This is a genomic window from Pseudomonas sp. S5D5 (assembly GCF_003013355.1).
In the GTDB taxonomy this organism is placed as follows: domain Bacteria; phylum Pseudomonadota; class Gammaproteobacteria; order Pseudomonadales; family Pseudomonadaceae; genus Aquipseudomonas; species Aquipseudomonas aylmerensis.
Genome location: NZ_PTEO01000001.1, coordinates 1190258 through 1211330, shown reverse-complemented (window position 1 = coordinate 1211330; position 21073 = coordinate 1190258). Strand labels below are relative to the sequence as shown.

General features: G+C 62.0%; 19 protein-coding genes. 13 read left to right on the top strand and 6 right to left on the bottom strand.

Annotated features, from left to right (window positions below; genetic code table 11):
• Positions 1-43: 43 nt before the first annotated feature.
• The 6 genes from C9990_RS05745 to C9990_RS05720 are packed head-to-tail and all read left to right on the top strand — an operon-like array spanning position 44 to position 6714.
• Positions 44-736 carry an RDD family protein gene (locus C9990_RS05745; RefSeq protein ID WP_065908793.1) on the top strand — a complete coding sequence of 231 codons (693 nt, stop codon included), beginning with the start codon at positions 44-46 and terminating at the stop codon, positions 734-736.
• Complete coding sequence (locus C9990_RS05740) at positions 733-1713, top strand: stage II sporulation protein M (protein ID WP_106802730.1); 981 nt, start codon at positions 733-735, stop codon at positions 1711-1713. Before C9990_RS05745 ends, C9990_RS05740 begins: the two co-directional genes overlap by 4 nt.
• On the top strand, positions 1700-3229 hold the full coding sequence (locus C9990_RS05735; protein WP_106802729.1) for a DUF4129 domain-containing protein: 1530 nt from the start codon (positions 1700-1702) through the stop codon (positions 3227-3229). The genes C9990_RS05740 and C9990_RS05735 overlap by 14 nt, the downstream gene beginning before the upstream one ends.
• On the top strand, positions 3226-4383 hold the full coding sequence (locus C9990_RS05730; RefSeq protein WP_106802728.1) for a DUF4350 domain-containing protein: 1158 nt from the start codon (positions 3226-3228) through the stop codon (positions 4381-4383). The genes C9990_RS05735 and C9990_RS05730 overlap by 4 nt, the downstream gene beginning before the upstream one ends.
• Complete coding sequence (locus C9990_RS05725) at positions 4380-5375, top strand: MoxR family ATPase (RefSeq protein ID WP_065908789.1); 996 nt, start codon at positions 4380-4382, stop codon at positions 5373-5375. The genes C9990_RS05730 and C9990_RS05725 overlap by 4 nt, the downstream gene beginning before the upstream one ends.
• A 7-nt stretch (positions 5376-5382) precedes the next feature.
• Positions 5383-6714: a DUF58 domain-containing protein gene (locus C9990_RS05720; protein WP_106802727.1), complete on the top strand. Its 1332-nt coding sequence runs from the start codon at positions 5383-5385 to the stop codon at positions 6712-6714.
• 69 nt (positions 6715-6783) lie between these two features.
• Here C9990_RS05720 and C9990_RS05715 read toward each other — a convergent pair whose 3' ends face one another.
• Positions 6784-7143: a PilZ domain-containing protein gene (locus tag C9990_RS05715; RefSeq protein ID WP_065908785.1), complete on the bottom strand. Its 360-nt coding sequence runs from the start codon at positions 7141-7143 to the stop codon at positions 6784-6786.
• Positions 7144-7369: 226 nt separating this feature from the next.
• Positions 7370-7744, bottom strand: coding sequence for a tol-pal system YbgF family protein (locus tag C9990_RS05710; RefSeq protein ID WP_065908783.1), 375 nt, complete (start codon positions 7742-7744; stop codon positions 7370-7372).
• Between the two features lie 175 nt (positions 7745-7919).
• Between C9990_RS05710 and pyk the strand changes: the two genes are divergently transcribed.
• The gene (pyk, locus tag C9990_RS05705) at positions 7920-9371 is read left to right on the top strand and encodes a pyruvate kinase (RefSeq protein ID WP_025854788.1); all 1452 of its coding nucleotides are present in this window, start codon (positions 7920-7922) and stop codon (positions 9369-9371) included.
• 175 nt (positions 9372-9546) lie between these two features.
• Here pyk and C9990_RS05700 read toward each other — a convergent pair whose 3' ends face one another.
• Both C9990_RS05700 and C9990_RS05695 read right to left on the bottom strand, forming a co-directional pair.
• Positions 9547-10296, bottom strand: a complete 750-nt coding sequence (locus tag C9990_RS05700) for an enoyl-CoA hydratase-related protein (RefSeq protein ID WP_106802726.1) — start codon at positions 10294-10296, stop codon at positions 9547-9549.
• 30 nt (positions 10297-10326) lie between these two features.
• Positions 10327-11259, bottom strand: coding sequence for an iron-sulfur-binding ferredoxin reductase (locus C9990_RS05695; RefSeq protein ID WP_106802725.1), 933 nt, complete (start codon positions 11257-11259; stop codon positions 10327-10329).
• A 216-nt stretch (positions 11260-11475) separates the two neighbouring features.
• On the opposite strand from C9990_RS05695, the gene C9990_RS05690 reads away from it, so the two are divergent.
• The 5 genes from C9990_RS05690 (at position 11476) to C9990_RS05670 (ending at position 18935) form a co-directional block, all read left to right on the top strand.
• Positions 11476-12999 (top strand): fumarate hydratase, encoded by a 1524-nt coding sequence (locus tag C9990_RS05690; protein ID WP_106802724.1) that lies wholly within the window; start codon positions 11476-11478, stop codon positions 12997-12999.
• 447 nt (positions 13000-13446) lie between these two features.
• The gene (locus C9990_RS05685) at positions 13447-15213 is read left to right on the top strand and encodes an ATP-binding protein (RefSeq protein WP_065908775.1); all 1767 of its coding nucleotides are present in this window, start codon (positions 13447-13449) and stop codon (positions 15211-15213) included.
• The gene (locus tag C9990_RS05680; RefSeq protein WP_065908773.1) at positions 15207-16541 is read left to right on the top strand and encodes a sigma-54 dependent transcriptional regulator; all 1335 of its coding nucleotides are present in this window, start codon (positions 15207-15209) and stop codon (positions 16539-16541) included. Before C9990_RS05685 ends, C9990_RS05680 begins: the two co-directional genes overlap by 7 nt.
• A gap of 259 nt (positions 16542-16800) precedes the next feature.
• On the top strand, positions 16801-18120 hold the full coding sequence (locus C9990_RS05675; RefSeq protein ID WP_065908771.1) for an MFS transporter: 1320 nt from the start codon (positions 16801-16803) through the stop codon (positions 18118-18120).
• Positions 18121-18302: 182 nt separating this feature from the next.
• Positions 18303-18935: a flavin reductase family protein gene (locus tag C9990_RS05670; RefSeq protein ID WP_065908770.1), complete on the top strand. Its 633-nt coding sequence runs from the start codon at positions 18303-18305 to the stop codon at positions 18933-18935.
• A gap of 150 nt (positions 18936-19085) precedes the next feature.
• Here the strand turns inward: C9990_RS05670 and C9990_RS05665 are convergent, their stop codons facing one another.
• Positions 19086-19364, bottom strand: coding sequence for a hypothetical protein (locus C9990_RS05665; RefSeq protein WP_083221491.1), 279 nt, complete (start codon positions 19362-19364; stop codon positions 19086-19088).
• 71 nt (positions 19365-19435) lie between these two features.
• Positions 19436-19777, bottom strand: coding sequence for an antibiotic biosynthesis monooxygenase family protein (locus C9990_RS05660; RefSeq protein WP_106802723.1), 342 nt, complete (start codon positions 19775-19777; stop codon positions 19436-19438).
• 327 nt (positions 19778-20104) lie between these two features.
• On the opposite strand from C9990_RS05660, the gene C9990_RS05655 reads away from it, so the two are divergent.
• On the top strand, positions 20105-21034 hold the full coding sequence (locus C9990_RS05655; RefSeq protein ID WP_065908765.1) for an AraC family transcriptional regulator: 930 nt from the start codon (positions 20105-20107) through the stop codon (positions 21032-21034).
• Positions 21035-21073: the final 39 nt, after the last annotated feature.

Below are 21073 nucleotides of genomic sequence, written 5' to 3'. Positions count from 1 at the left end.
AGCATCCCTGTCTCTGAGCCACTCTGCACTGCCAAGGATCGCGATGCCATCAACCCCACTGGACACCCGCTACCAGATCGAGACCCCGGAGGGCATCGACCTGCCCCTGCGCCCTGCCGGCCTGGTGCCGCGTGCGCTGGCATTTGCCTTCGACCTGGGCTTGCGAGGAGTGGTCATGGGCGTCCTGCTGGTGCCATTGGCCTTGCTGGGCAACATCGGCATTGGCCTGGGTTCACTGCTGCTGTTCCTGATCAGTTGGTGGTACATGGTGCTCTTCGAAGTGCTCAACCAGGGTTGCTCACCGGGCAAACAGGTGATGGGCCTGCGCGTCGTCCAGGACGACGGCACCCCGATCGGCTGGTCCTCATCATTGATCCGCAACCTGCTGCGGTTTGTCGACATGCTGCCGTTTGGCTATTTTCTCGGCGCAATCAGTTGCCTGCAGCACCCTCACTTCAAGCGCCTCGGCGACCTGGCCGCCGGCACGCTGGTGATCTACCGCGAACAGCCACTTGCCCGCCCCCGGGTGCCTCAAGCGCCGGCATTGCGCTTGCCCTTCGCCCTGGACCTGAGCGAGCAACGGGCCATCCTTGCCTTTGCCGAACGCCAGGGAGAACTCTCCGCCGAGCGCGTTCACGAATTGGCCGCGATCCTCGCCACGCCTTTGCAGGTATCCCCGGCCCGCGCCGTCGAACAACTCAATGGCGTGGCCCGTGGCCTGTTGGGGCCCGCATGAAGCAGAGCCTGTTCGAAAGCCGTCACCAGCCCCAGTGGCAAGCCTTTGCCGAACAACTGAAACAGTTGGAACAAGGCCAGGCAAAATCCAGTGACGTGGCTGACTTCCCCCATCAATACCGGCGTCTGTGCCAGCACCTGGCATTGGCCCAGGAGCGTGGCTATAGCAGCTATCTGGTGGACCCACTGCAACAACTGGCACTGCGCGGACATCAGCAGCTGTACCGGCATCGCAGCCAGTTGGCGGCCAATATCCTGAGTTTCGTACTCGCCGACTTTCCGCGGCTGGTGCGGGACCAATGGCGTTTCGTACTGGCTGCCAGCCTGCTGTTCTTCGGTAGCCTGGCGGGCATTGCCCTGCTGGTCTTGCTGTTTCCCGACCTGATCTACAGCATCGTCAGCCCCCAGCAGGTGGCCGAGATGCAAAGCATGTACGACCCCGACGCCAGCCGACTGGGTCGCGCCGCCGAACGTGCGTCCAGTGAAGACTGGATGATGTTCGGCTACTACGTGATGCATAACATCGGCATCGCGTTCCAGACGTTCGCGGCTGGCTTGCTGTTCGGCCTGGGCAGCGTGTTCTTTCTGATTTTCAACGGCCTGGTCATCGGCGCAGTCTCCGGACACCTGACCGAAATCGGCTACGGGCAGACCTTCTGGTCCTTCGTCATCGGTCATGGTGCGTTCGAGCTGACCGCCATCGCCCTTGCCGGCGCTGCCGGGCTGCAACTGGGCTGGGCACTGATCGCCCCCGGGTACCTGACCCGGGGCGAATCCTTGCGGCTCGCCGCCCATAAAAGCGTGCAGATGATGTGCGGGGTCATGGTGTTCCTGCTGATCGCAGCCTTTATCGAGGCCTACTGGTCGTCCACCACTGGGATAGCCCCTTGGGTCAAGTACCTGGTGGGCGCGGCCCTGTGGCTGCTGGTGATCGCTTACCTGAGCCTTGCAGGAAGGAGTCATCATGCGCCTGAGTGATGCCAGCGTGGTGATCCGCCCACGCACCGCCTGGGAAGCCATGGACCTGGGTGCATTGATGGCCCGCGAACATCGCCAGCTACTGATGAGCAGTTGGGCGCTGATAACCCTGCCTGTGTTCGCCCTGCTCACCGCGCTGCTGTGGAACTACCCGTCTACCGCCATATTCCTGTTCTGGTGGTTCAAGCCCGCATTCGATCGCCTGCCGCTGTATATCCTGTCCAAGGCCCTGTTTGGTGAAACGCCCAGCCTCAAGCAGGCCGTTCGCCAATGGCCGCGGCTGCTCAAGGGCCAACTGCTGGCCAGCCTGACCTGGCGGCGGCTCAGCCTCAGTCGCAGCTTCGTCATGCCGGTCATTCAACTCGAAGGCCTGGATGGCCAGGCGCGCCAGAAACGCCTGGGTGTACTGCAGCAACGTAACGCCGGTGCCGCACGCTGGCTGACCATCGTCGGGGTGCATCTGGAAATCGGCCTGTGGTTCGGCTGCATGGCGTTGTTCTACCTGTTTATCCCCCAGGACGTCGAAATGCAGTGGGACTGGCAACGCCTGGCACTGGCCTCTAGTTCGGAAGGGCTGTGGCTGACACATCTGGGCAATGCCTTCTACGCCTTGATCCTGGTGTTTTGGGAGCCCATCTACGTGGCCTGCGGATTCAGCCTCTACCTCAACCGCCGCACAGTGCTGGAAGCCTGGGACCTGGAGCTGGTGTTCCGCCGTCTTCGCCAGCGCCTGAGCAGTGCGGCCATGCTGCTCGTGCTGGTCGCCGGGCTGACACTGCTACCTGTCAGCCCGCCCGTCATGGCCGAGACATCCCCTGCGCCAAAACCATTGAGCACCCAAGGCGCGAGTCATTCCATCCAGTCGCTGCTCGACAAGCCGCCGTTCAAAAACCCGGAAACCGTCACCCGCTACCACTTTGGCGAAGACAAACCCGTGGTTAAAAACAAGGCTCACGGCGATGGCAAGCTTCCGGCCTGGCTGCAGGCATTCCTGGATAACCTCAACAGCGACACCTTCAAGCACATCGCCCAAGGCCTGGAAGTGCTTTTGTGGGGACTTTTGATCGGTGGCCTGGCCCTGCTGGCATGGCGATACCGTGACTGGCTACGCACATTTGCCCGCCGGCGCGGGCCAGGCAAAACCAACGTGGCCAAGCCCGTACCGACACAGTTGTTCGGCCTGGCACTGGGCGCTGAGACCTTGCCCGAGGATATTGCCAGCACCGCCGAGCAACTGTGGGCGACGCGACCGAGGGACGCTCTGGGCCTTCTGTATCGCGGCCTGCTCAGCCGGTTACTGCATGACTTCAACCTGCCGCTGAAAAGCGCAGACACCGAGTGCCAGGTGCTGGAGCGTGTTCATCAGTTGCAGCAACCGCAGCTACTGGCCTTCAGCGATGAATTGACCCGGCACTGGCAAAACCTCGCCTACGGTCATCTCCTTCCGCCCACTTCGGCCCAGCAAAAACTCTGCAGTGATTGGCGCACGCTATTCAGTCCGGAGGGCCGCCCATGAACCGGCCATTAGTGTGGGTGGCGTTACTGCTGGCCTGCCTGCTGGGGGCTGGCGGTTTTTACGCGTGGAGCAAAGCGACGCCCTACGAGGTCGTGGTGGATCGCGGCCCTTCACCCGAGGCCACGGCCAACCCCTATCTGGCAGCCGAACACTTCCTGCGCCAACAGGGCCTGGCCGTGGAACATGCCAGTAGCCTGGAGCGGCTGGCTACCCTCCCCGCCAAGGGCAACAGCCTGTTGTTACTGGGCGACCGGAGCACGATGTCGCCACGCCAGGTCGAACAACTGCTGGCGTGGGCGAAGTCCGGCGGTCATCTGTTGCTGGTGGCACAGGCACTCTGGGATGAAGAGGCCGGCAAAAGCGGCGACCTGCTGCTTGATCGCCTGTCCATCCACCAGGCCTTGAGTGACGACCCTGAGGAACCGGCTCCGGCCCGCAAAAAGAAAGCGCCGGACCTGACCAAGCTCTATGTCGACAATGAAACCGCCCCGGCCTATTTCAGTTTCGACACCCACTTCAACCTTATCGACCCCAGGCACCTGGCACAATTTTCAGCCAATAGCGCCGGCTCAAGCCACCTGATGCAACTTGACCTCGGGCAAGGCCGCGTCACGGTGATCACCGACAGCGACCTGTGGAAAACTCCAGCAATCGGCGAGCACGACAATGCCTGGCTGCTGTGGTACCTGAATCAGGGCACGGCCGTCACCCTGCTGTTCAACAGCGACTTCGACAACTTGTTCACCCTGCTGATACGGTATTTCCCCCAAGCGTTGGTAGCCCTCATTGCCCTGATCGCATTAGGACTCTGGCACGCCGGCATGCGCCAAGGCCCGATCCAGGCACCCGCTCCCAAGGCGCGCCGACAGTTGCAGGAGCACTTGAAAGCCAGTGCCGACTTCCTGCTGCGCCGCAGCGGCCAGGGCACCCTGTTGCAGGCTTTGCAGCGCGATATCCTGCGCGCCGCCCGGCGCCGCCACCCTGGCTTTGAACACCTCGACAACGCAGAACAGTGGCGGGTGCTTGAGCACCTGACGCGCCAACCCTCTCACGTCATCAGCCAGGCCCTTGGCCCACCTGCGGCGAAACGGCTTTCCAGTGCCGATTTCAGCCGACAGGTGGCGTGCCTGCAAACTCTCAGGAATGCCCTATGAGCGATTTTCCAAGCGCCACTGCCGTGAACCGCGAAGCCTTGCACCGTGCCAGCCAGCTAGCCCAGGCCTTGCGCGTCGAGCTGCGCAAGGCAGTGATTGGCCAGGACCAGGTGATCGATGATGTGCTGACCGCGCTGATTGCCGGCGGCCATGTGTTGCTCGAAGGGGTGCCGGGACTGGGTAAAACCCTGCTGGTACGTGCCCTGGCGCGTTGTTTTGACGGCGAGTTCGCACGCATCCAGTTCACCCCCGACCTGATGCCCAGCGATGTTACCGGGCACGCCGTGTACGACCAGCGCACCGAACAATTCAAGCTGCGCAAGGGACCGGTGTTCACCCACCTGCTGCTCGCCGACGAAATCAACCGCGCCCCGGCCAAGACCCAGGCAGCCCTGCTCGAAGCCATGCAGGAGCGCCAAGTTACCCTCGAAGGCGAAGCGCTGCCCATCAGCCAGCCGTTCATGGTGCTGGCGACCCAGAACCCCATCGAACAGGAAGGCACCTATCCGTTGCCGGAAGCTGAGCTGGACCGTTTCATGCTGAAGGTCCGCATGGATTATCCGGATGCGCAGCAGGAGCTGGACATGGTGCGCGAAGTAACGCGCTCGTCCCGCGCCGACATGCTGGATGTGCAGCCATTGCGCAGGGTCCTGGTGGCCGACGATGTACTGCTGTTACAGCAGATCGCCAGTGAATTGGCCCTGGATGAACAAGTTCTCGACTATGCCGTGCGCCTGGCGCGTGCCACCCGCAGTTGGCCGGGCCTCGCCATCGGCGCCGGCCCTCGGGCTTCGATTGCACTGGTCCGCGGCGCCCGCGCGCGGGCACTGCTGCGCGGTGCGGAGTTCGTCACCCCGGATGACATCAAGGGGTGCGCCCTCGCAGTGCTGCGCCATCGGGTGCGTATCGCGCCCGAGTTGGACATCGACGGACTGGAGGTCGACCAGGTGCTCAAGCAACTGCTGGACCAGATCCCGGCCCCACGCCAATGACCCGCCCATGAAACCGACTCGTCTGTTACTGGCCTGGCTTGGCGTGCTGCTGGGCCTGAATATTCTGCTGGGCACCGCAGTGGCGCTGCAGCTCAAAGTGCCTGACACCCTGCACTCGATTGCATGGGGCTTGCTCCTCGCGTTGTTGCTGCTGGCCGTGCTGGACGCCGTGCGCCAGCATCGACGCCCGTCCCCCCGTGTACAACGGCAGATGCCCGGCAGCCTGGCGCTCGGCCGCTGGGGCGAGGTCCGCCTGACACTGGAGCATGCCTACGCGCAGCCGTTGACGGTACAGGTGTTCGATCATGCGCCGGACGGGTTGATGGTGGAGAACATGCCCCAGTCCATAGCACTGCGGCCGGGTGAGCGCAGTGAACTGGGGTATCGCCTTCGCCCCCTGCGGCGTGGGCACTTCAGCTTCAGCCGTTGCGAAATACACCTGCCGAGCCCCTTCGGGTTATGGTCGACACGGCGTTTTGTCGAGATCAGCGATGTCACCCGCGTCTATCCGGATTTCGCCCGTCTCTACGGCGCGCAGTTGCTGGGTGTGGATAACTGGCTGAGCCAACTGGGTGTGCGGCAACGCCAGCGGAGAGGGTTAGGGCTGGAGTTTCATCAACTGCGCGAGTTTCGCGAGGGCGACAGCCTGCGCCAGATCGACTGGAAGGCCACGGCACGACAACGCACGCCCATCGCCCGCGAGTATCAGGATGAGCGCGACCAGCAGATTGTATTCATGCTCGATTGCGGCCGGCGCATGCGCAGCCAGGATGACGAGCTGTCCCACTTTGACCATGCCCTCAACGCCTGCCTGCTGCTCAGCTATGTCGCCTTGCGCCAGGGCGATGCCGTGGGGCTGTGTACTTTCGCCGGCGACCAGCCGCGCTACCTGGCGCCGGTCAAGGGCAGCAGCCAGTTGAATCTGTTGCTCAACACGGTGTACGACCTGGATACCACCCGACGCACGGCCGATTACCAAGCGGCGGCCAGCCAACTGCTGGCCCGGCAAAAACGCCGCGCATTGGTGATTGTGGTTACCAACCTGCGCGATGAGGACGATGAAGCGCTACTGTCCGCCGTCAAGCGTATCGGCCGCCAGCATCGGGTGCTGGTGGCCAGTTTGCGTGAGGAAGTACTCGATCAACTGCGCCAGTCCCCGGTACAGACCCTGCCGGAAGCGTTGGCCTATAGCGGCACCGTCGATTACCTCAATACCCGCGAAGAACTGCACGAACGCTTGAGTGCCCACGGCCTGTCGGTCATCGATACCTCACCCTCACAGCTGGGAGCGTGTCTGGTGACACGCTACCTGAGCTGGAAAAAAGCCGGGGTGTTCTAGGTCTAGTTGAAAAAGGCGCACGGTCACGGCGGGGACAATCCCTCAAACCGGGCCGACAACGCGCTATAGCTAGGCTGAGGCCTGCAAGGGATCAAAGCTGAAGTAATGCAACAAGACATTGATCAATTGCCCATATTCCTCGGGGGCCTGCTGCACACTGAACCCCGAATCATAATGCTGAGGATTGATATCTTCATGGCTCCACAAGCAGGTCGCCGTGAGGTCGATTGCATGGAAGGTATCGTCCGCCACTGGGATTTTCAGGCGTAGCTCGAAGTCTACGCCCACCATCAAGGGCAACTGACTGATCAACATCAGCCCGTCTTCAGAGACGTTCCCTAAAAAGCCAATGGGTTTGTCGGTAAGACGGTTAAACACTTGCAGGAAGTAAGGAAGGTGATGCCGCTCGATCCGTCGGTCGGTAAACATGGTGAGATCGCCATCCAGTGGCCATGATCTGGCCGCGCCAGTGATTCGGAACGAGCAGAAATCGCTCGCTCTCCCTGAAACTCGGTGTGACAACAAACACCTTTTTGGTCACTAAACAGCTGTCGAGTCCGGGCCTTGCATTCATTCGAATAGAAACTTGTACAAATGAACATTCGAAGAATAGCCCAAGACTGGCGGCAGGCCAGTCATGACATGATGAATATCATCACAACGACGCAGGACGTGGCTGGGCGGCGCTTGCGCCGGGGTAGTGCCCCAGTTGTTGCAGGGTATCCAGCCGTGCGCGAGCCCGGTACGCATACTCACTGGAAGGGTACTGATTGATGATGAATTGATAGGTCTGCACCGCATCGACGAACAGTTTCTGGCGTTCCAGGCATTGGCCGCGCAGCATCGAGACCTCCGGTTGCACATAACGCCGGGTGCGGCTTTCGCGGTCGACCTGGGATAACTCCAGGGTGACGCGCTGGCAATCGCCGACCCCGTAGGCGCGGTAGGCGTTGTTCAAATGGTGGTCCATCGACCAACGGGTGCAGCCGACAACACTGACGGCCAGGGCAGCAACGAGCAAAATTCGCATGAGGGTTCTCCTGTCTTGTGCAGTGTATCGACCCCTCGTCGAAAATCTTCAAGGGTCTTCGTCTATTCAACCGCAGCAAAAACAAGCCGATCGTCGATAAGTAGTGCAAACGAACAATGACTACAACGAAAGAGCATAGTAGCCTTCCTCAGCGCTTGAACTCAGGAGTCTGTGCATGTCCGTCCGTCGTACCAAAATCGTCGCCACCCTTGGCCCGGCCAGCAACTCGCCGGAAGTCCTCGAACAGCTGATTCTGGCTGGTTTGGACGTTGCCCGTCTGAACTTCTCCCACGGCACCCCGGACGAGCACAAGGCTCGCGCCAAGCTGGTGCGTGACCTGGCCGCCAAGCACGGCCGCTTCGTGGCACTGCTGGGTGACCTGCAAGGCCCGAAAATCCGCATCGCCAAATTCGCCAACAAGCGTATCGAGCTGAAGATCGGTGACACCTTCACCTTCTCCACCAGCCATCCGCTGACCGAAGGCAACCAGCAAGTCGTGGGTATCGACTACCCGGACCTGGTCAAGGATTGCGGCGTCGGTGACGAACTGCTGCTGGACGACGGCCGCGTGGTCATGCGCGTCGACACTGCCACCGGCACCGAACTGATCTGCACCGTGACCATCGGCGGCCCGCTGTCCGACCACAAAGGCATCAACCGTCGTGGTGGTGGCCTGACGGCGCCGGCACTGACTGAAAAAGACAAGGCTGACATCAAGCTCGCCGCCGAAATGGAAGTGGACTACCTCGCTGTGTCCTTCCCGCGCGACGCCGCCGACATGGAGTACGCCCGCAAGCTGCGCGACGAAGCCGGCGGCACCGCCTGGCTGGTGGCGAAGATCGAACGCGCCGAAGCCGTGGCCGATGACGAAACCCTCGATGGCCTGATCAAGGCATCCGACGCCGTGATGGTGGCCCGTGGTGACCTGGGCGTGGAAATCGGCGATGCCGAGCTGATCGGTATCCAGAAAAAGATCATCCTGCACGCACGCCGCCACAACAAGGCGGTGATCGTGGCGACCCAGATGATGGAGTCGATGATCCAGAACCCGATGCCAACCCGTGCCGAAGTGTCCGACGTGGCCAACGCCGTGCTCGACTACACCGACGCTGTGATGCTCTCGGCTGAAAGTGCCGCGGGTCCGTACCCGCTGGAAGCCGTCCAGGCCATGGCGCGTATCTGTGTCGGTGCCGAGAAGCACCCGACCAGCAAGACCTCCAGCCACCGCATCGGCAAAGTGTTCGAAAGCTGCGACCAGAGCATCGCCCTGGCGGCCATGTACACCGCCAACCACTTCCCGGGCGTGAAGGCGATCATCGCCTTGACCGAAAGTGGCTACACGCCGTTGATCATGTCGCGCATCCGTTCGTCGGTGCCGATCTACGCGTTCACCCCGCACCGCGAAGCCCAGGCCCGCGCGGCGCTGTTCCGTGGCGTGTACACCATTCCGTTCGACCCGGCTTCGCTGGCACCGAACGAAGTCAGCCAGAAAGCTATCGACGAGTTGGTCAAGCGCGGCGTCGTAGAGCAAGGCGACTGGGTCATCCTCACCAAGGGCGACAGCTACCACACCACCGGTGGCACCAATGGCATGAAGATCCTGCACGTGGGCGACCCGCAGTACTGAGTGACACGCTGAAAAACAAAAGCCCCGCCATGTGAATGGCGGGGCTTTTTGCATTTCAGAGTGACCGGCTGGCTGTCACGACCTCATCGCGGGCAAGCCCGGCTCCCACAGTTGACTGCACTCCGATGTGCAAGCCAGGCTTGCCCGCGATCAGGCCAGACCAATCAACCTACCTTCAGCGCCGAGTGATGAAAGCCGACAACGCCGCAATCGCTTCCGGTGATTTCAGACGCTGCACAAACAACGCCCCCTCCTCCTCGATCACCTGCCGCAACTGCTCACGATCAACACTCTTCATCAATTGCTTGGTCACCTGCACGGCTCCCGGCGCCAGGTTTTCAAAGCGCTCGGCCATTTCTCGAGCCTTGGCCAGCGCCGCTTCGCCACTGCCCAACGCTTCGGTGGCAATCCCCCACGCCGCCGCTTGTTCGCCGCTAAAGCCCTCGCCCAACAGCAACAGTTCAGCGGCTTTCGCGTGCCCCAGCAGGCGCGGCAGGATCAGGCTCGAGCCAAACTCCGGGCACAATCCAAGGTTGACGAACGGCATGCGCAACCGCGCGTCCCGGCTGATGTACACCAGGTCGCAGTGCAGCAGCAGCGTCGTACCAATACCCACCGCCGCCCCTGCCACGGCAGCAATTACCGGCTTGCGACAGTTGAGCAGGCTTTTCATGAAGTGAAACGGAGGGCTGTCGAGGTCGCTGGGCGGCTGCTCGAGGAAGTCGGCGATGTCGTTGCCAGCAGTGAAACATTCGCTGCTGCCCTGGATGAGCACGGATCGCACATCCGCATCCGCATCCGCCTGCTCCAGCGCCTCGGCCAGCAGCGTGTACATGGCGCGGGTCAGGGCGTTTTTCTTGTCCGGGCGATTAAGCTGCAAGGTCAGCAGCCCACGTTCGCGGTACTGCAGGATGGCATCGGTCATGGCGAATCTCGCGGCGGTAGAATTCAGCGCTCAACCACGCGGCAGGAACACGTCGGCCAGCAGTTGATTGCGCGGCAAGCCCGCCAGGAACAGACGCTTGGAAAACGCCTCGACACTGGCAGGGTGTCCGCAGAGTAAGGCCAGAGTTTGCCGCGAAACAAGCCGCAGTTGCGCCAATGCCTGGGCCGACTCAGCCGCCGTCCACAGCTCCACAGTCAGGTTGGGATGCCGCGCAGCCAGTTCCGCCAGCGGCTCGGCCAGGTAATGGCTGCCGGCGTCATGAGCCAGGTGAATCACGCGGATAGCGCCCTGGTGATCCTGGCGCAGCGCCTCGCGCAACACGCCCCACAACGGTCCCAGGCCGGTGCCGGAGGCCAGCAGCCATAACGGCCGGGCCTGCCAGTCGGGATCATACTGCAGTGCCCCGCCCCGCAATTCGCCCAGTCGCAGACCATCGCCCACCTGCAACTGCCGGGCAAGATCGCTGAACTCACCGGGCTGGCGGCAATCCAGGTGAAACTCCAGGAACGACTCCTCCTGCGGCAAGCTTGCCAGGGAATACGGGCGTGCAACGTGCCCCGCCCACAGCACCAGGTGCTGCCCGGCCCGGTAACGCAGGCCCCGCTCCGGTTGCAGGCGCAGGCGCAGCACCGTCGGGTTCAGCCAATCGACACCCACCACCTGGGCTGGCAATCCATCACGCGTCGGGTCAAACGCTTCGACGCGCAGATCCCCGCTGACCTGGCACTGGCAAGCCAACCGCCATCCGTCCTGGCGTTGCGCGAGGCTCAAGGCCTCGGGTTGCTGGTCCTCGACCTCGCCCTGGCAACGCACCAGGCAGGCATGGCAACTGCCGGCGCGGCAACTGTAGGGCACGGCGACACCTGCCTGGTTCAAGGCGTCCAACAGGTTGCTGCCGGCAGATACCGACCAATGGCGTTCGCCGACGTACAGTTCAGGCATATAAGGACTCAATCACAAGGGGCGCGCACAGGGAATCACGCCTGCGACAGTTTGACCATAGTCGGGTGTATCGGCCACCGCGTCGGGTTATACTGCCGCGCCTTTTTAGCGTCGCGCCTGCACCACTTTGGCGTGCCTTGGAAAGGTGAGCTCAGCCGACCGATGCAACACTGAGCCCACCTTTATTGAATGTTCCCTTATAGAGGAGCGCGACTCATGACCGTGATCAAGCAAGACGACCTGATTCAGAGCGTTGCCGACGCCCTGCAATTCATTTCCTACTACCACCCCGTTGACTTCATCCAGGCGATGCACGAGGCCTACCTGCGCGAAGAATCGCCGGCAGCCCGTGACTCCATCGCGCAGATCCTGATCAACTCGCGCATGTGCGCCACCGGCCATCGCCCGATCTGCCAGGACACCGGTATCGTTACCGTGTTCGTGCGCGTGGGCATGGACGTGCGTTGGGATGGCGCCACCATGAGCCTGGACGACATGATCAACGAAGGCGTGCGTCGCGCCTACAACCTGCCGGAAAACGTCCTGCGTGCATCGATCCTCGCCGACCCGGCCGGTGCGCGTAAAAACACCAAGGACAACACCCCGGCCGTGATCCATTACTCCATCGTCCCGGGTAACACCGTGGAAGTGGATGTGGCGGCCAAGGGCGGCGGTTCCGAGAACAAGTCGAAAATGGCCATGCTCAACCCGTCCGACTCAATCGTCGACTGGGTGCTCAAGACCGTTCCGACCATGGGCGCCGGCTGGTGCCCACCGGGCATGCTCGGCATCGGCATCGGCGGCACCGCCGAGAAAGCTGCCGTGATGGCCAAGGAAGTGTTGATGGAATCCATCGACATCCACGAGCTGAAAAAGCGCGGCCCGCAGAACCGTATCGAAGAGATGCGCCTGGAGCTGTTCGAGAAGGTCAACCAACTGGGGATCGGCGCCCAGGGCCTGGGTGGCCTGACCACCGTGCTCGACGTGAAGATCATGGACTACCCGACCCACGCCGCCTCGCTGCCGGTGTGCATGATCCCCAACTGCGCCGCCACCCGTCACGCACACTTCGTGCTCGACGGTTCGGGCCCGGCGTCGCTGGAAGCGCCACCGTTGGACGCCTACCCGGAGATCGTCTGGGAAGCTGGCCCGTCGGCCCGTCGCGTCAACCTCGACACCCTGACCCCGGAAGAAGTGCAGAGCTGGAAGCCGGGCGAGACCGTGTTGCTCAACGGCAAGATGCTCACCGGTCGTGACGCCGCGCACAAGCGCATGGTCGAAATGCTGAACAAGGGTGAAACCCTGCCGGTGGACCTCAAGGGTCGCTTCATCTACTACGTCGGCCCGGTTGATCCGGTGCGCGAAGAAGTGGTTGGCCCGGCCGGTCCGACCACCGCCACGCGGATGGACAAGTTCACCCGTCAGATCCTCGAGCAAACCGGCCTGCTGGGCATGATCGGCAAATCCGAGCGCGGCCCGACCGCAATCGAAGCGATCAAGGACCACAAGGCCGTGTACCTGATGGCCGTGGGCGGCGCTGCTTACCTGGTGGCGCAAGCCATCAAGAAGTCGCGCGTTGTCGCCTTCGCCGAGCTGGGCATGGAAGCGATCTACGAGTTCGACGTGAAGGACATGCCGGTCACCGTTGCGGTGGACAGCAAGGGCGAATCCGTCCATATCACCGGTCCTGCCATCTGGCAGAAAAAGATCAGTGAAAGCCTGGCGATAGAAGTGCAGTAAGCACCCTCCCGCAAGACTGAAGCGACCGCGGCCCATGGCCCGGTCGCTTTTTTATTGCCTGCTGTTTCACCTTTGGCAAGCGGGCTTGTCATGCCTGGCACGCGCGTCTTGGCAACTGCGTTTATTGTGGCGAGCGGGCTTGCCCCGCGTTGGGCTGCGAAGCGGCCCCATAAAGATCACCGCATTCCTTCAGGTCAAACCGCATTGCCTGGTTTTGGGGGCCGCTTCGCAGCCCAACGCGGGGCAAGCCCGCTCACCACAAGAAGCCCCCTCCCCAAGAAGCCTGCTCACCACAAGAAGCCCGCTCACCCAAGAAGCCCGTTCACCACAAGAAGCCTGCTCGCCGCACCAGCCCACTCTCCCCATCAGCCACAACAGCCCCTCACCACAAGATCCAAGCCGCGCATGCTATGGTGCTCTCCCCTTACTGTGCCTGCTCATCATCGTATGATCGTGATCCCTCGCCCCCTGCGACTGACCTTCTACTCTTTGCTGATCATTGCCGGTGCCGTACTGGCCGCGGCCTTGGCCACCCGCCATGCCGAGCGCCAGGCCTTGGTGGATGATGCCGCCCGTGCCAATCAACAACTGGCGCTGTACGCCAATTCGCTGCACACCCTGATCGAACGCTACCGCGCCCTGCCCGCCGTGCTGGCGCTGGACTCGGAAATGATCAACGCCTTGAAGGGCCCGCTGCAAGCCACGACCCAAGACCTGCTCAACCGCAAACTGGAGCGCATCAACGGCGCCGCGCAGTCCTCAACCCTGGAGTTGATGGACCGCACCGGCCTGGCCGTGGCCGCCAGCAACTGGAACCTGCCGAGCAGTTATGTCGGGCACAACTACGCGTTTCGACCGTATTTCAGCCAAACCCTGAGCCAGGGCACCGGGCGGTTTTATGCGGTGGGCGTGACCACCGGCGTGCCGGGGTATTTTCTCTCCAGCGCGGTGCTGGATGAACACGAGCAGTTCCTCGGCGCGATGGTGGTCAAGCTGGAATTCCCCGAGCTGGAACGCGAGTGGGCGCAGGGCAATGACCTGCTGCTGGTCAGCGATGCACGCGGCATCGTGTTTATTGCCAACCAGCCGGGCTGGCGATATCGCAACCTGCGGCCGCTGTCGGCGAACGATCTTGTCGAACTCAAGGCCACTCGCCAATACGACAAGAAACACCTGCAGCCGCTGGAAACCCAGGTGCTGCAACGCTTTGACGAAAACAGCCACCTGATGCGCGTCAACGGCCCCGACGGCAATGCCAATTACATCTGGGAGTCGCTGCCACTCAAGGCCGAGGGCTGGACCCTGCACTTGTTGCGCAAACCCCAATTCGCCTTTGAAGACCAGCGCAACGCCGGCCTGGCCGCTGCCGGCTCCTGGCTGGCATTGGTGTTCCTGGTGCTGTTTCTCACGCAGCGCTGGCGCCTGGCCCGCTTGCGCCAGCGCAGCCGCGAAGAACTCGAACAACTGGTGGAGGAGCGCACCCAGGCCCTGCGCACCGCCCAGGACGGTTTGGTGCAATCGGCCAAATTGGCGGCGCTGGGGCAGATGTCGGCCGCCCTCGCGCATGAAATCAACCAGCCGCTGACCGCCCAGCGCATGCAGTTGGCGACCCTGCGCCTGCTGCTCGACCATGGGCGGGTGGACGATGCCTACAAGGCCCTGACCCCGCTCGACGAAATGCTCACGCGCATGGCCGCGCTCACCGGCCATCTCAAGACCTTCGCGCGCAAGAGTCCCAGCGGCCTGCGCGAGCGCTTGGACCTGGCCACGGTGGTCGACCAATCCTTGCACCTGCTCGATGCGCGCCTGCGCGATGAAGCCATCGGCGTGGTGCTGGACCTGACCCGCCCGGCCTGGGTGCGTGGCGATGCGATCCGTCTTGAACAAGTGCTGATCAACCTACTGCGCAATGCCCTTGACGCGATGGCCGACAAGCCGCGCAAACGCCTGGAAATCCGCCTGCACGCCGATCAGCAATTGTGGCAACTGACCGTCAGCGACAGCGGCGGTGGCATTGCCGAGGAGCACCTGAACAATGTGTTCGACCCGTTCTTCACCACCAAGCCGGTGGGTGACGGGCTCGGCCTCGGGCTGGCGGTGTCCTACGCAATCGTGCACGAATTGGGCGGGCGCTTGAGTGCCGGCAACCGTGGCGACGGCGCGGTGTTTACCTTGACCTTGCCCATCGCGCTGGAGACGCCGGACCTATGTTGAATGCAGTGATTGTGGTCGATGACGAAGCCAGTATTCGCACGGCCGTCGAACAATGGCTGAGCCTGTCGGGGTTTGACGTGCAACTGTTCAGCCGTGCCGAGGAATGCCTGGCGCGGCTGCCCAAGGATTTCCCCGGCGTGATCCTCAGCGATGTGCGCATGCCCGGCCTCAGTGGCCTGGAACTGCTGGCCGAAGTGCAACGCCGCGACGCCGACCTGCCGGTCATCCTGCTGACCGGTCATGGCGACGTGCCCATGGCTGTCGAGGCCATGCGCGACGGGGCCTACGATTTTCTCGAGAAACCCTTCAGCCCCGACGCCCTGCTCAACAGCCTGCGCCGCGCGCTGGACAAGCGCGGGCTGATCCTCGAAAACCGCCGCCTGCATCAACAGGCCGATCATCGGGCGCAGTTGGAGTCCAGCCTGCTCGGTGTGTCGCGTGGCCTGCAGAATCTGCGTCGGCAAGTGCTGGACCTGGCAACGCTGCCGGTCAACGTATTGATCCGAGGCGAGACCGGCAGCGGCAAGGAGTTGGTCGCCCGCTGCCTGCATGATTTCGGCCCGCGCGCCAAGAAGCCGTTCGTGGCCCTCAACTGCGCGGCGATCCCCGAGCAGTTGTTCGAGGCCGAGCTGTTCGGCCACGAAAGCGGCGCCTTCACCGGCGCCCAGGGCAAGCGCATCGGCAAACTCGAGTACGCCCACGGCGGCACGCTGTTTCTCGATGAAATCGAAAGCATGCCCCTCGCCCAGCAGGTGAAACTGCTGCGGGTGCTGCAGGAGCAGAAGCTCGAACGGCTGGGCTCCAACCAGAGCATTCATGTGGACTTGCGCATCATCGCCGCCACCAAGCCGGATTTGCTCGAAGAAGCTCGCGCCGGACGCTTTCGCGAAGACCTGGCCTATCGGCTGAACGTCGCGCAACTGCGCCTGCCTGCGCTGCGCGAACGTCGTGAAGATATCCCGCTGCTGTTCGATCACTTCGCCCAAAGCGCTGCCGAACGCCTGGGCCGTAGCGTCGAACCCTTGAGCGGCGCGCAACTGGGACGGCTGCTCAGCCACGACTGGCCGGGCAATGTGCGCGAGCTGGCCAACTTCGCTGAACGCCAGGTGCTGGGGTTGGGCGAGCCTGAGCCAGAAGGTATCGAGGCCGGGCAATCGCTGGCGGCGCAGCAGGAAGCGTTTGAGGCGCACTGCCTGAAAGCCGCGTTGACCCGGCACAAGGGCGATATCAAGGCGGTGCTGGCCGAGCTGCAACTGCCACGGCGCACTTTCAATGAAAAGATGCAGCGCCATGGACTGACCCGGGAAATGTTTCTCTCGATCGATTGAGGAGCCCTTTGAGGGCCTCATTACAGGCAAGCCAGCGCCTCCATTTTGATCTGCGAATACATTCAAGTGTGGGAGCTGGACGGCCGCCATAAGCGGATTTCCGCTCACCACTCAAAAATCATCAGCGGCTTTCCGCTCAAAAAAATCCCCCACCCCTTCTAGACCGGGCCTCCCCCGGCTTGGCACAGCTCCTGCTATAGCCCCGGACAGGCTGTGCTCGCGCACGCTCCATAAAAACAACTAGATGAAGGATCCTTGAATGGATAACTCCAACACCTTGCCTCTGGGGTCGGCGGCCGCGCCGGCGAAAGAACGCACCACCTCCAGCCGGATCAAATCGATTTTCAGTGGCTCCGTCGGCAACATGGTCGAGTGGTACGACTGGTACGTCTACGCCGCTTTCTCGCTGTACTTCGCAAAAACCTTCTTCCCGAAAGGCGACACGACCGCCCAACTGCTCAACACCGCCGCAATTTTTGCCGTGGGCTTCCTGATGCGCCCGATCGGCGGCTGGCTGATGGGCCTGTATGCCGACAAAGTCGGACGTAAAAAGGCGCTGATGGCATCGGTCTACCTGATGTGCTTCGGCTCGTTGCTGATTGCCCTGAGCCCGGGCTATGAAATCATCGGCATCGGTGCGCCGATCCTGCTGGTCTTTGCCCGTCTGCTGCAAGGCCTGTCGGTCGGTGGCGAATACGGTACCTCCGCCACTTACCTCAGCGAGATGGCGACCAAGGAACGTCGCGGTTTCTACTCCAGCTTCCAATACGTGACCCTGATCTCTGGCCAGCTCATCGCCCTTGGCGTGCTGATCGTGCTGCAACAGACCCTCACTACCGAGCAGCTGTACGACTGGGGCTGGCGTATCCCGTTCGCCATCGGCGCCCTGTGTGCGGTGGTCGCGCTGTACCTGCGTCGCGGCATGGAAGAAACCGAGTCGTTCACCAAGAAGGAAAAAGCCAAGGAAAGCGCAATGCGCACCTTGATGCGTCATCCCAAGGAACTGATGACCGTGGTTGGCCTGACCATGGGCGGCACCCTGGCCTTCTACACCTACACCACCTACATGCAGAAGTACCTGGTGAACACCGTCGGCATGAGCATTTCCGACTCCACCACGATTTCCGCAGCCACCCTGTTCCTGTTCATGTGCCTGCAGCCGATCATCGGCGGGCTGTCGGATAAAGTCGGCCGCCGACCGATCCTGATTGCCTTCGGCGTCCTCGGCACCCTGTTCACTGTGCCGATCCTCACCACCTTGCACACCATCCAGACCTGGTGGGGCGCGTTCTTCCTGATCATGGCGGCATTGATCATCGTCAGCGGCTACACCTCGATCAACGCAGTGGTAAAAGCCGAGCTGTTCCCGACTGAAATCCGTGCACTGGGCGTAGGCCTGCCGTATGCCCTGACCGTATCGATCTTCGGCGGTACCGCCGAATACATCGCGCTGTGGTTCAAGAGCATCGGCATGGAAACCGGCTACTACTGGTACGTGACCGCGTGTATCGCAGTGTCGCTGGTGGTCTACGTGACCATGAAGGACACCCGCAAGCACTCGCGCATCACCACGGACTAACTGTCTGTCGCGGTAAAAAATGGTGGGAGCGGGCTTGTGTGGGAGCTGGCTTGCCTGCGATAGCATCACCTCGGCGCAATTGAAAACCGAGGTGCCTGCATCGCGGGCAAGCCCGGCTCCCACACAAGCCCGCTCTCACATTGGGTATGATGCAAATCCCGAAATCGAGAGCAGAACAGGTCATGTCCGACGATATCCATTTCTACGAACCCGCCAACGGCCACGGCCTGCCCCATGACCCCTTCAATGCCATCGTCGGCCCACGGCCGATCGGCTGGATTTCGTCACACGACAGCGAGGGTCGCCTGAACCTGGCGCCCTACAGTTTCTTCAATGCCTTCAACTACATTCCGCCGATCATTGGGTTTTCCAGTGTCGGGCGCAAAGACAGCCTGAACAATATCGAGCAGACCGGCGAGTTTGTCTGGAACCTGGCCACTCGCCCGCTGGCCGAGCAGATGAACCAGAGTTGCGCCGCCGTATCGCCCGAGGTGAATGAATTCGAATTGTCCGGCCTGACGCCGGTGGCGTCGAAAATCGTCGGCGTCCCCCGTGTGGGCGAAAGTCCGGTGTCGTTCGAGTGCAAGGTGACGCAGATCATCCAACTGCAGCGCGCTGATCAGCAGTTGGTACCCAGCTGGCTGGTGCTCGGCGAAGTCGTGGCGGTGCACATCGCCAAGTGGCTGCTCAAGGACGGCATCTACGACACCGCCGCTGCCGAGCCGATCTTGCGTGGCGGTGGCCCGGCGGACTACTTCCAGTTGGGGCCGGAAGCACTGTTCAAGATGTATCGCCCAGGCGCCACGCCACGCTGACTGTCATGCAATAAAAGGGCTTGCGTGGGAGCTGGCTTGCCTGCGATAGCAGCACCTCGATACAACTGGAAAACCGAGGTGCCTGCATCGCGGGAAAGCCCGGCTCCCACACAAGCCCGCTCCCACATGTGGATCAGCAGCGTGCTTGAGTCAGTTGGCAGCAGAGGCCCAGCTCAGTTGACCGTCTTCGTCCACATCGACCAGGCATTCCAGTTGCAGCGTCGCTGCATCGTCGGCGTCAGAGGCGGTCTTGAACTTCTGTCCATCCAGGATCTTGTGAAACTGCGGTGCGCCCATGCCATCCAGTGCCTTGACGGCGACGGCGGCGCTGTAGCCCCCTTCGCCCGGTACTACGGCGGAAACGGCTTCGTGATGGGCAAATTGTCTACGTGCCATGTTGCAGGTCCTGGCCAATGGAAAGTTGGCCATTCTAAACCAATGCAGAGCCTCGCCAATACGATACTTCTTGAGGAGTGCTGTTGCCGTCAGGCAAAGGGCTTTTAACCGGCGAGTTGCAGGTACTCGCCGTAGGCGTTGCCGGCAGAAGCGTCGGTGAAGGTCTGGAAGTCCATGCTGCGGACCACCATGTCGTTCAACAGCTCGGTAAAGATCACCAGCGCCGCAGAGTTGAAGTAGGCGCTCATCGCCTGCTCGCTGCTCCAGAAACCGGAGATCAACCACACATCGGGATCGACCTGGGAATGCTGCAACGAGAATTGCAGGCAACCCTGAGCCTGACGGCCCGGTTCGATCAAACTGCTCAAGCGTGCACCGAGTTCGGTGCTGTACCCGGTACGGGCACGGATAAAGGCCATATGGCTCGCGGGAATGGGGGTGGACATGTTCGACTCTCCCGTTGAGAAGTGATGCTCGGCAAGCACTGTGAGGGCGTGTTGCCACAGGATCAAAGATAACGGCGCGGGTGTGGGCGCGGTTAGTCAATTCCTGCAGGCTTATTGCACAATCCTGCGAGAAGCGTAGACAGGACGTTTGGCTGGCGGGTTTATTCCACGGGCGAGCGCCTTGTTTCATTGAGATGACAGCCCCGCTGCTTGCCTGATTCACGATGTGTCGCAGGATCAGGCAAGGATTGTGCAGAATCGACGTAACACTTATTCAAAGGCCACCGCTAAGCTGAGCCCATCAAAAAAGCATGCAGAGGACGCCTCATGTCGTCGCCCGAACATCAGCCCATGCCCCTCGATGCCGAGATGGAAAAACAACGCGCGGAGTTGGCCAGCATCGTCCACCGCCATACCTGGGAGGACGGCTCCTACGGCACGGCGATCACCTCGCTGTACCTGAACCGCCACAACACACCGCGCGACTTCACGCCGGTGCTGGTGGAACCGGCGCTGTGCATCCTTGCCAGCGGCAGCAAGGAAGTACGCCTGGCCGATGAAATCTTCGCCTACGACCCGCTCAACTACCTGGTGTTCTCGGTCGCGATGCCGGTGGCCGGCCGGATCATCGAGGCCACCCCGGAAGACCCCAACCTGTCGGTGCGCATCAATATCGACCCGGCGCAGCTCACCGCGCTGATTGCCGAGGCGGGCCCGATGGGCGTGCCTTCGCGGCCGACATCCCGTGGGATGTACGTCGACCGTATCGACACGCAACTGCTGGATGCCGTGTTGCGCCTGGCGCGTCTACTGGACACGCCGAAGGACATCGCGATGCTCGCGCCGTTGATCAATCGCGAAATTCTGTACCGATTGCTGCGTGGGCCGCAGGGCTATCGCCTGTACGAAATTGCCGTGGCCAACAGTCAGAGCCATCGCGTCAGCCAGGCGATCACGTGGCTGAACGGCAACTACGAGCAACCGCTGCGCATCGATGACCTGGCCAAGGAAGTGAACCTCAGCGTCTCGACGCTGCACCACCGTTTCAAGGCGATCACCGCGATGAGCCCGTTGCAGTACCAGAAGCAACTGCGCTTGCAGGAGGCACGCAGATTGATGATCGCCGAAGGCCTGGAAGCCTCGGCGGCGGGGTATCGCGTAGGGTATGAAAGCCCGTCGCAGTTCAGCCGCGAATACAGCCGGTTATTCGGTGCTCCGCCGTTGAGAGACCTGGCCCGATTGCGCCAAAGCATCTGACGCCTCTGTAGGAGCCCGGCTTGCCGGCGATGGCGATCT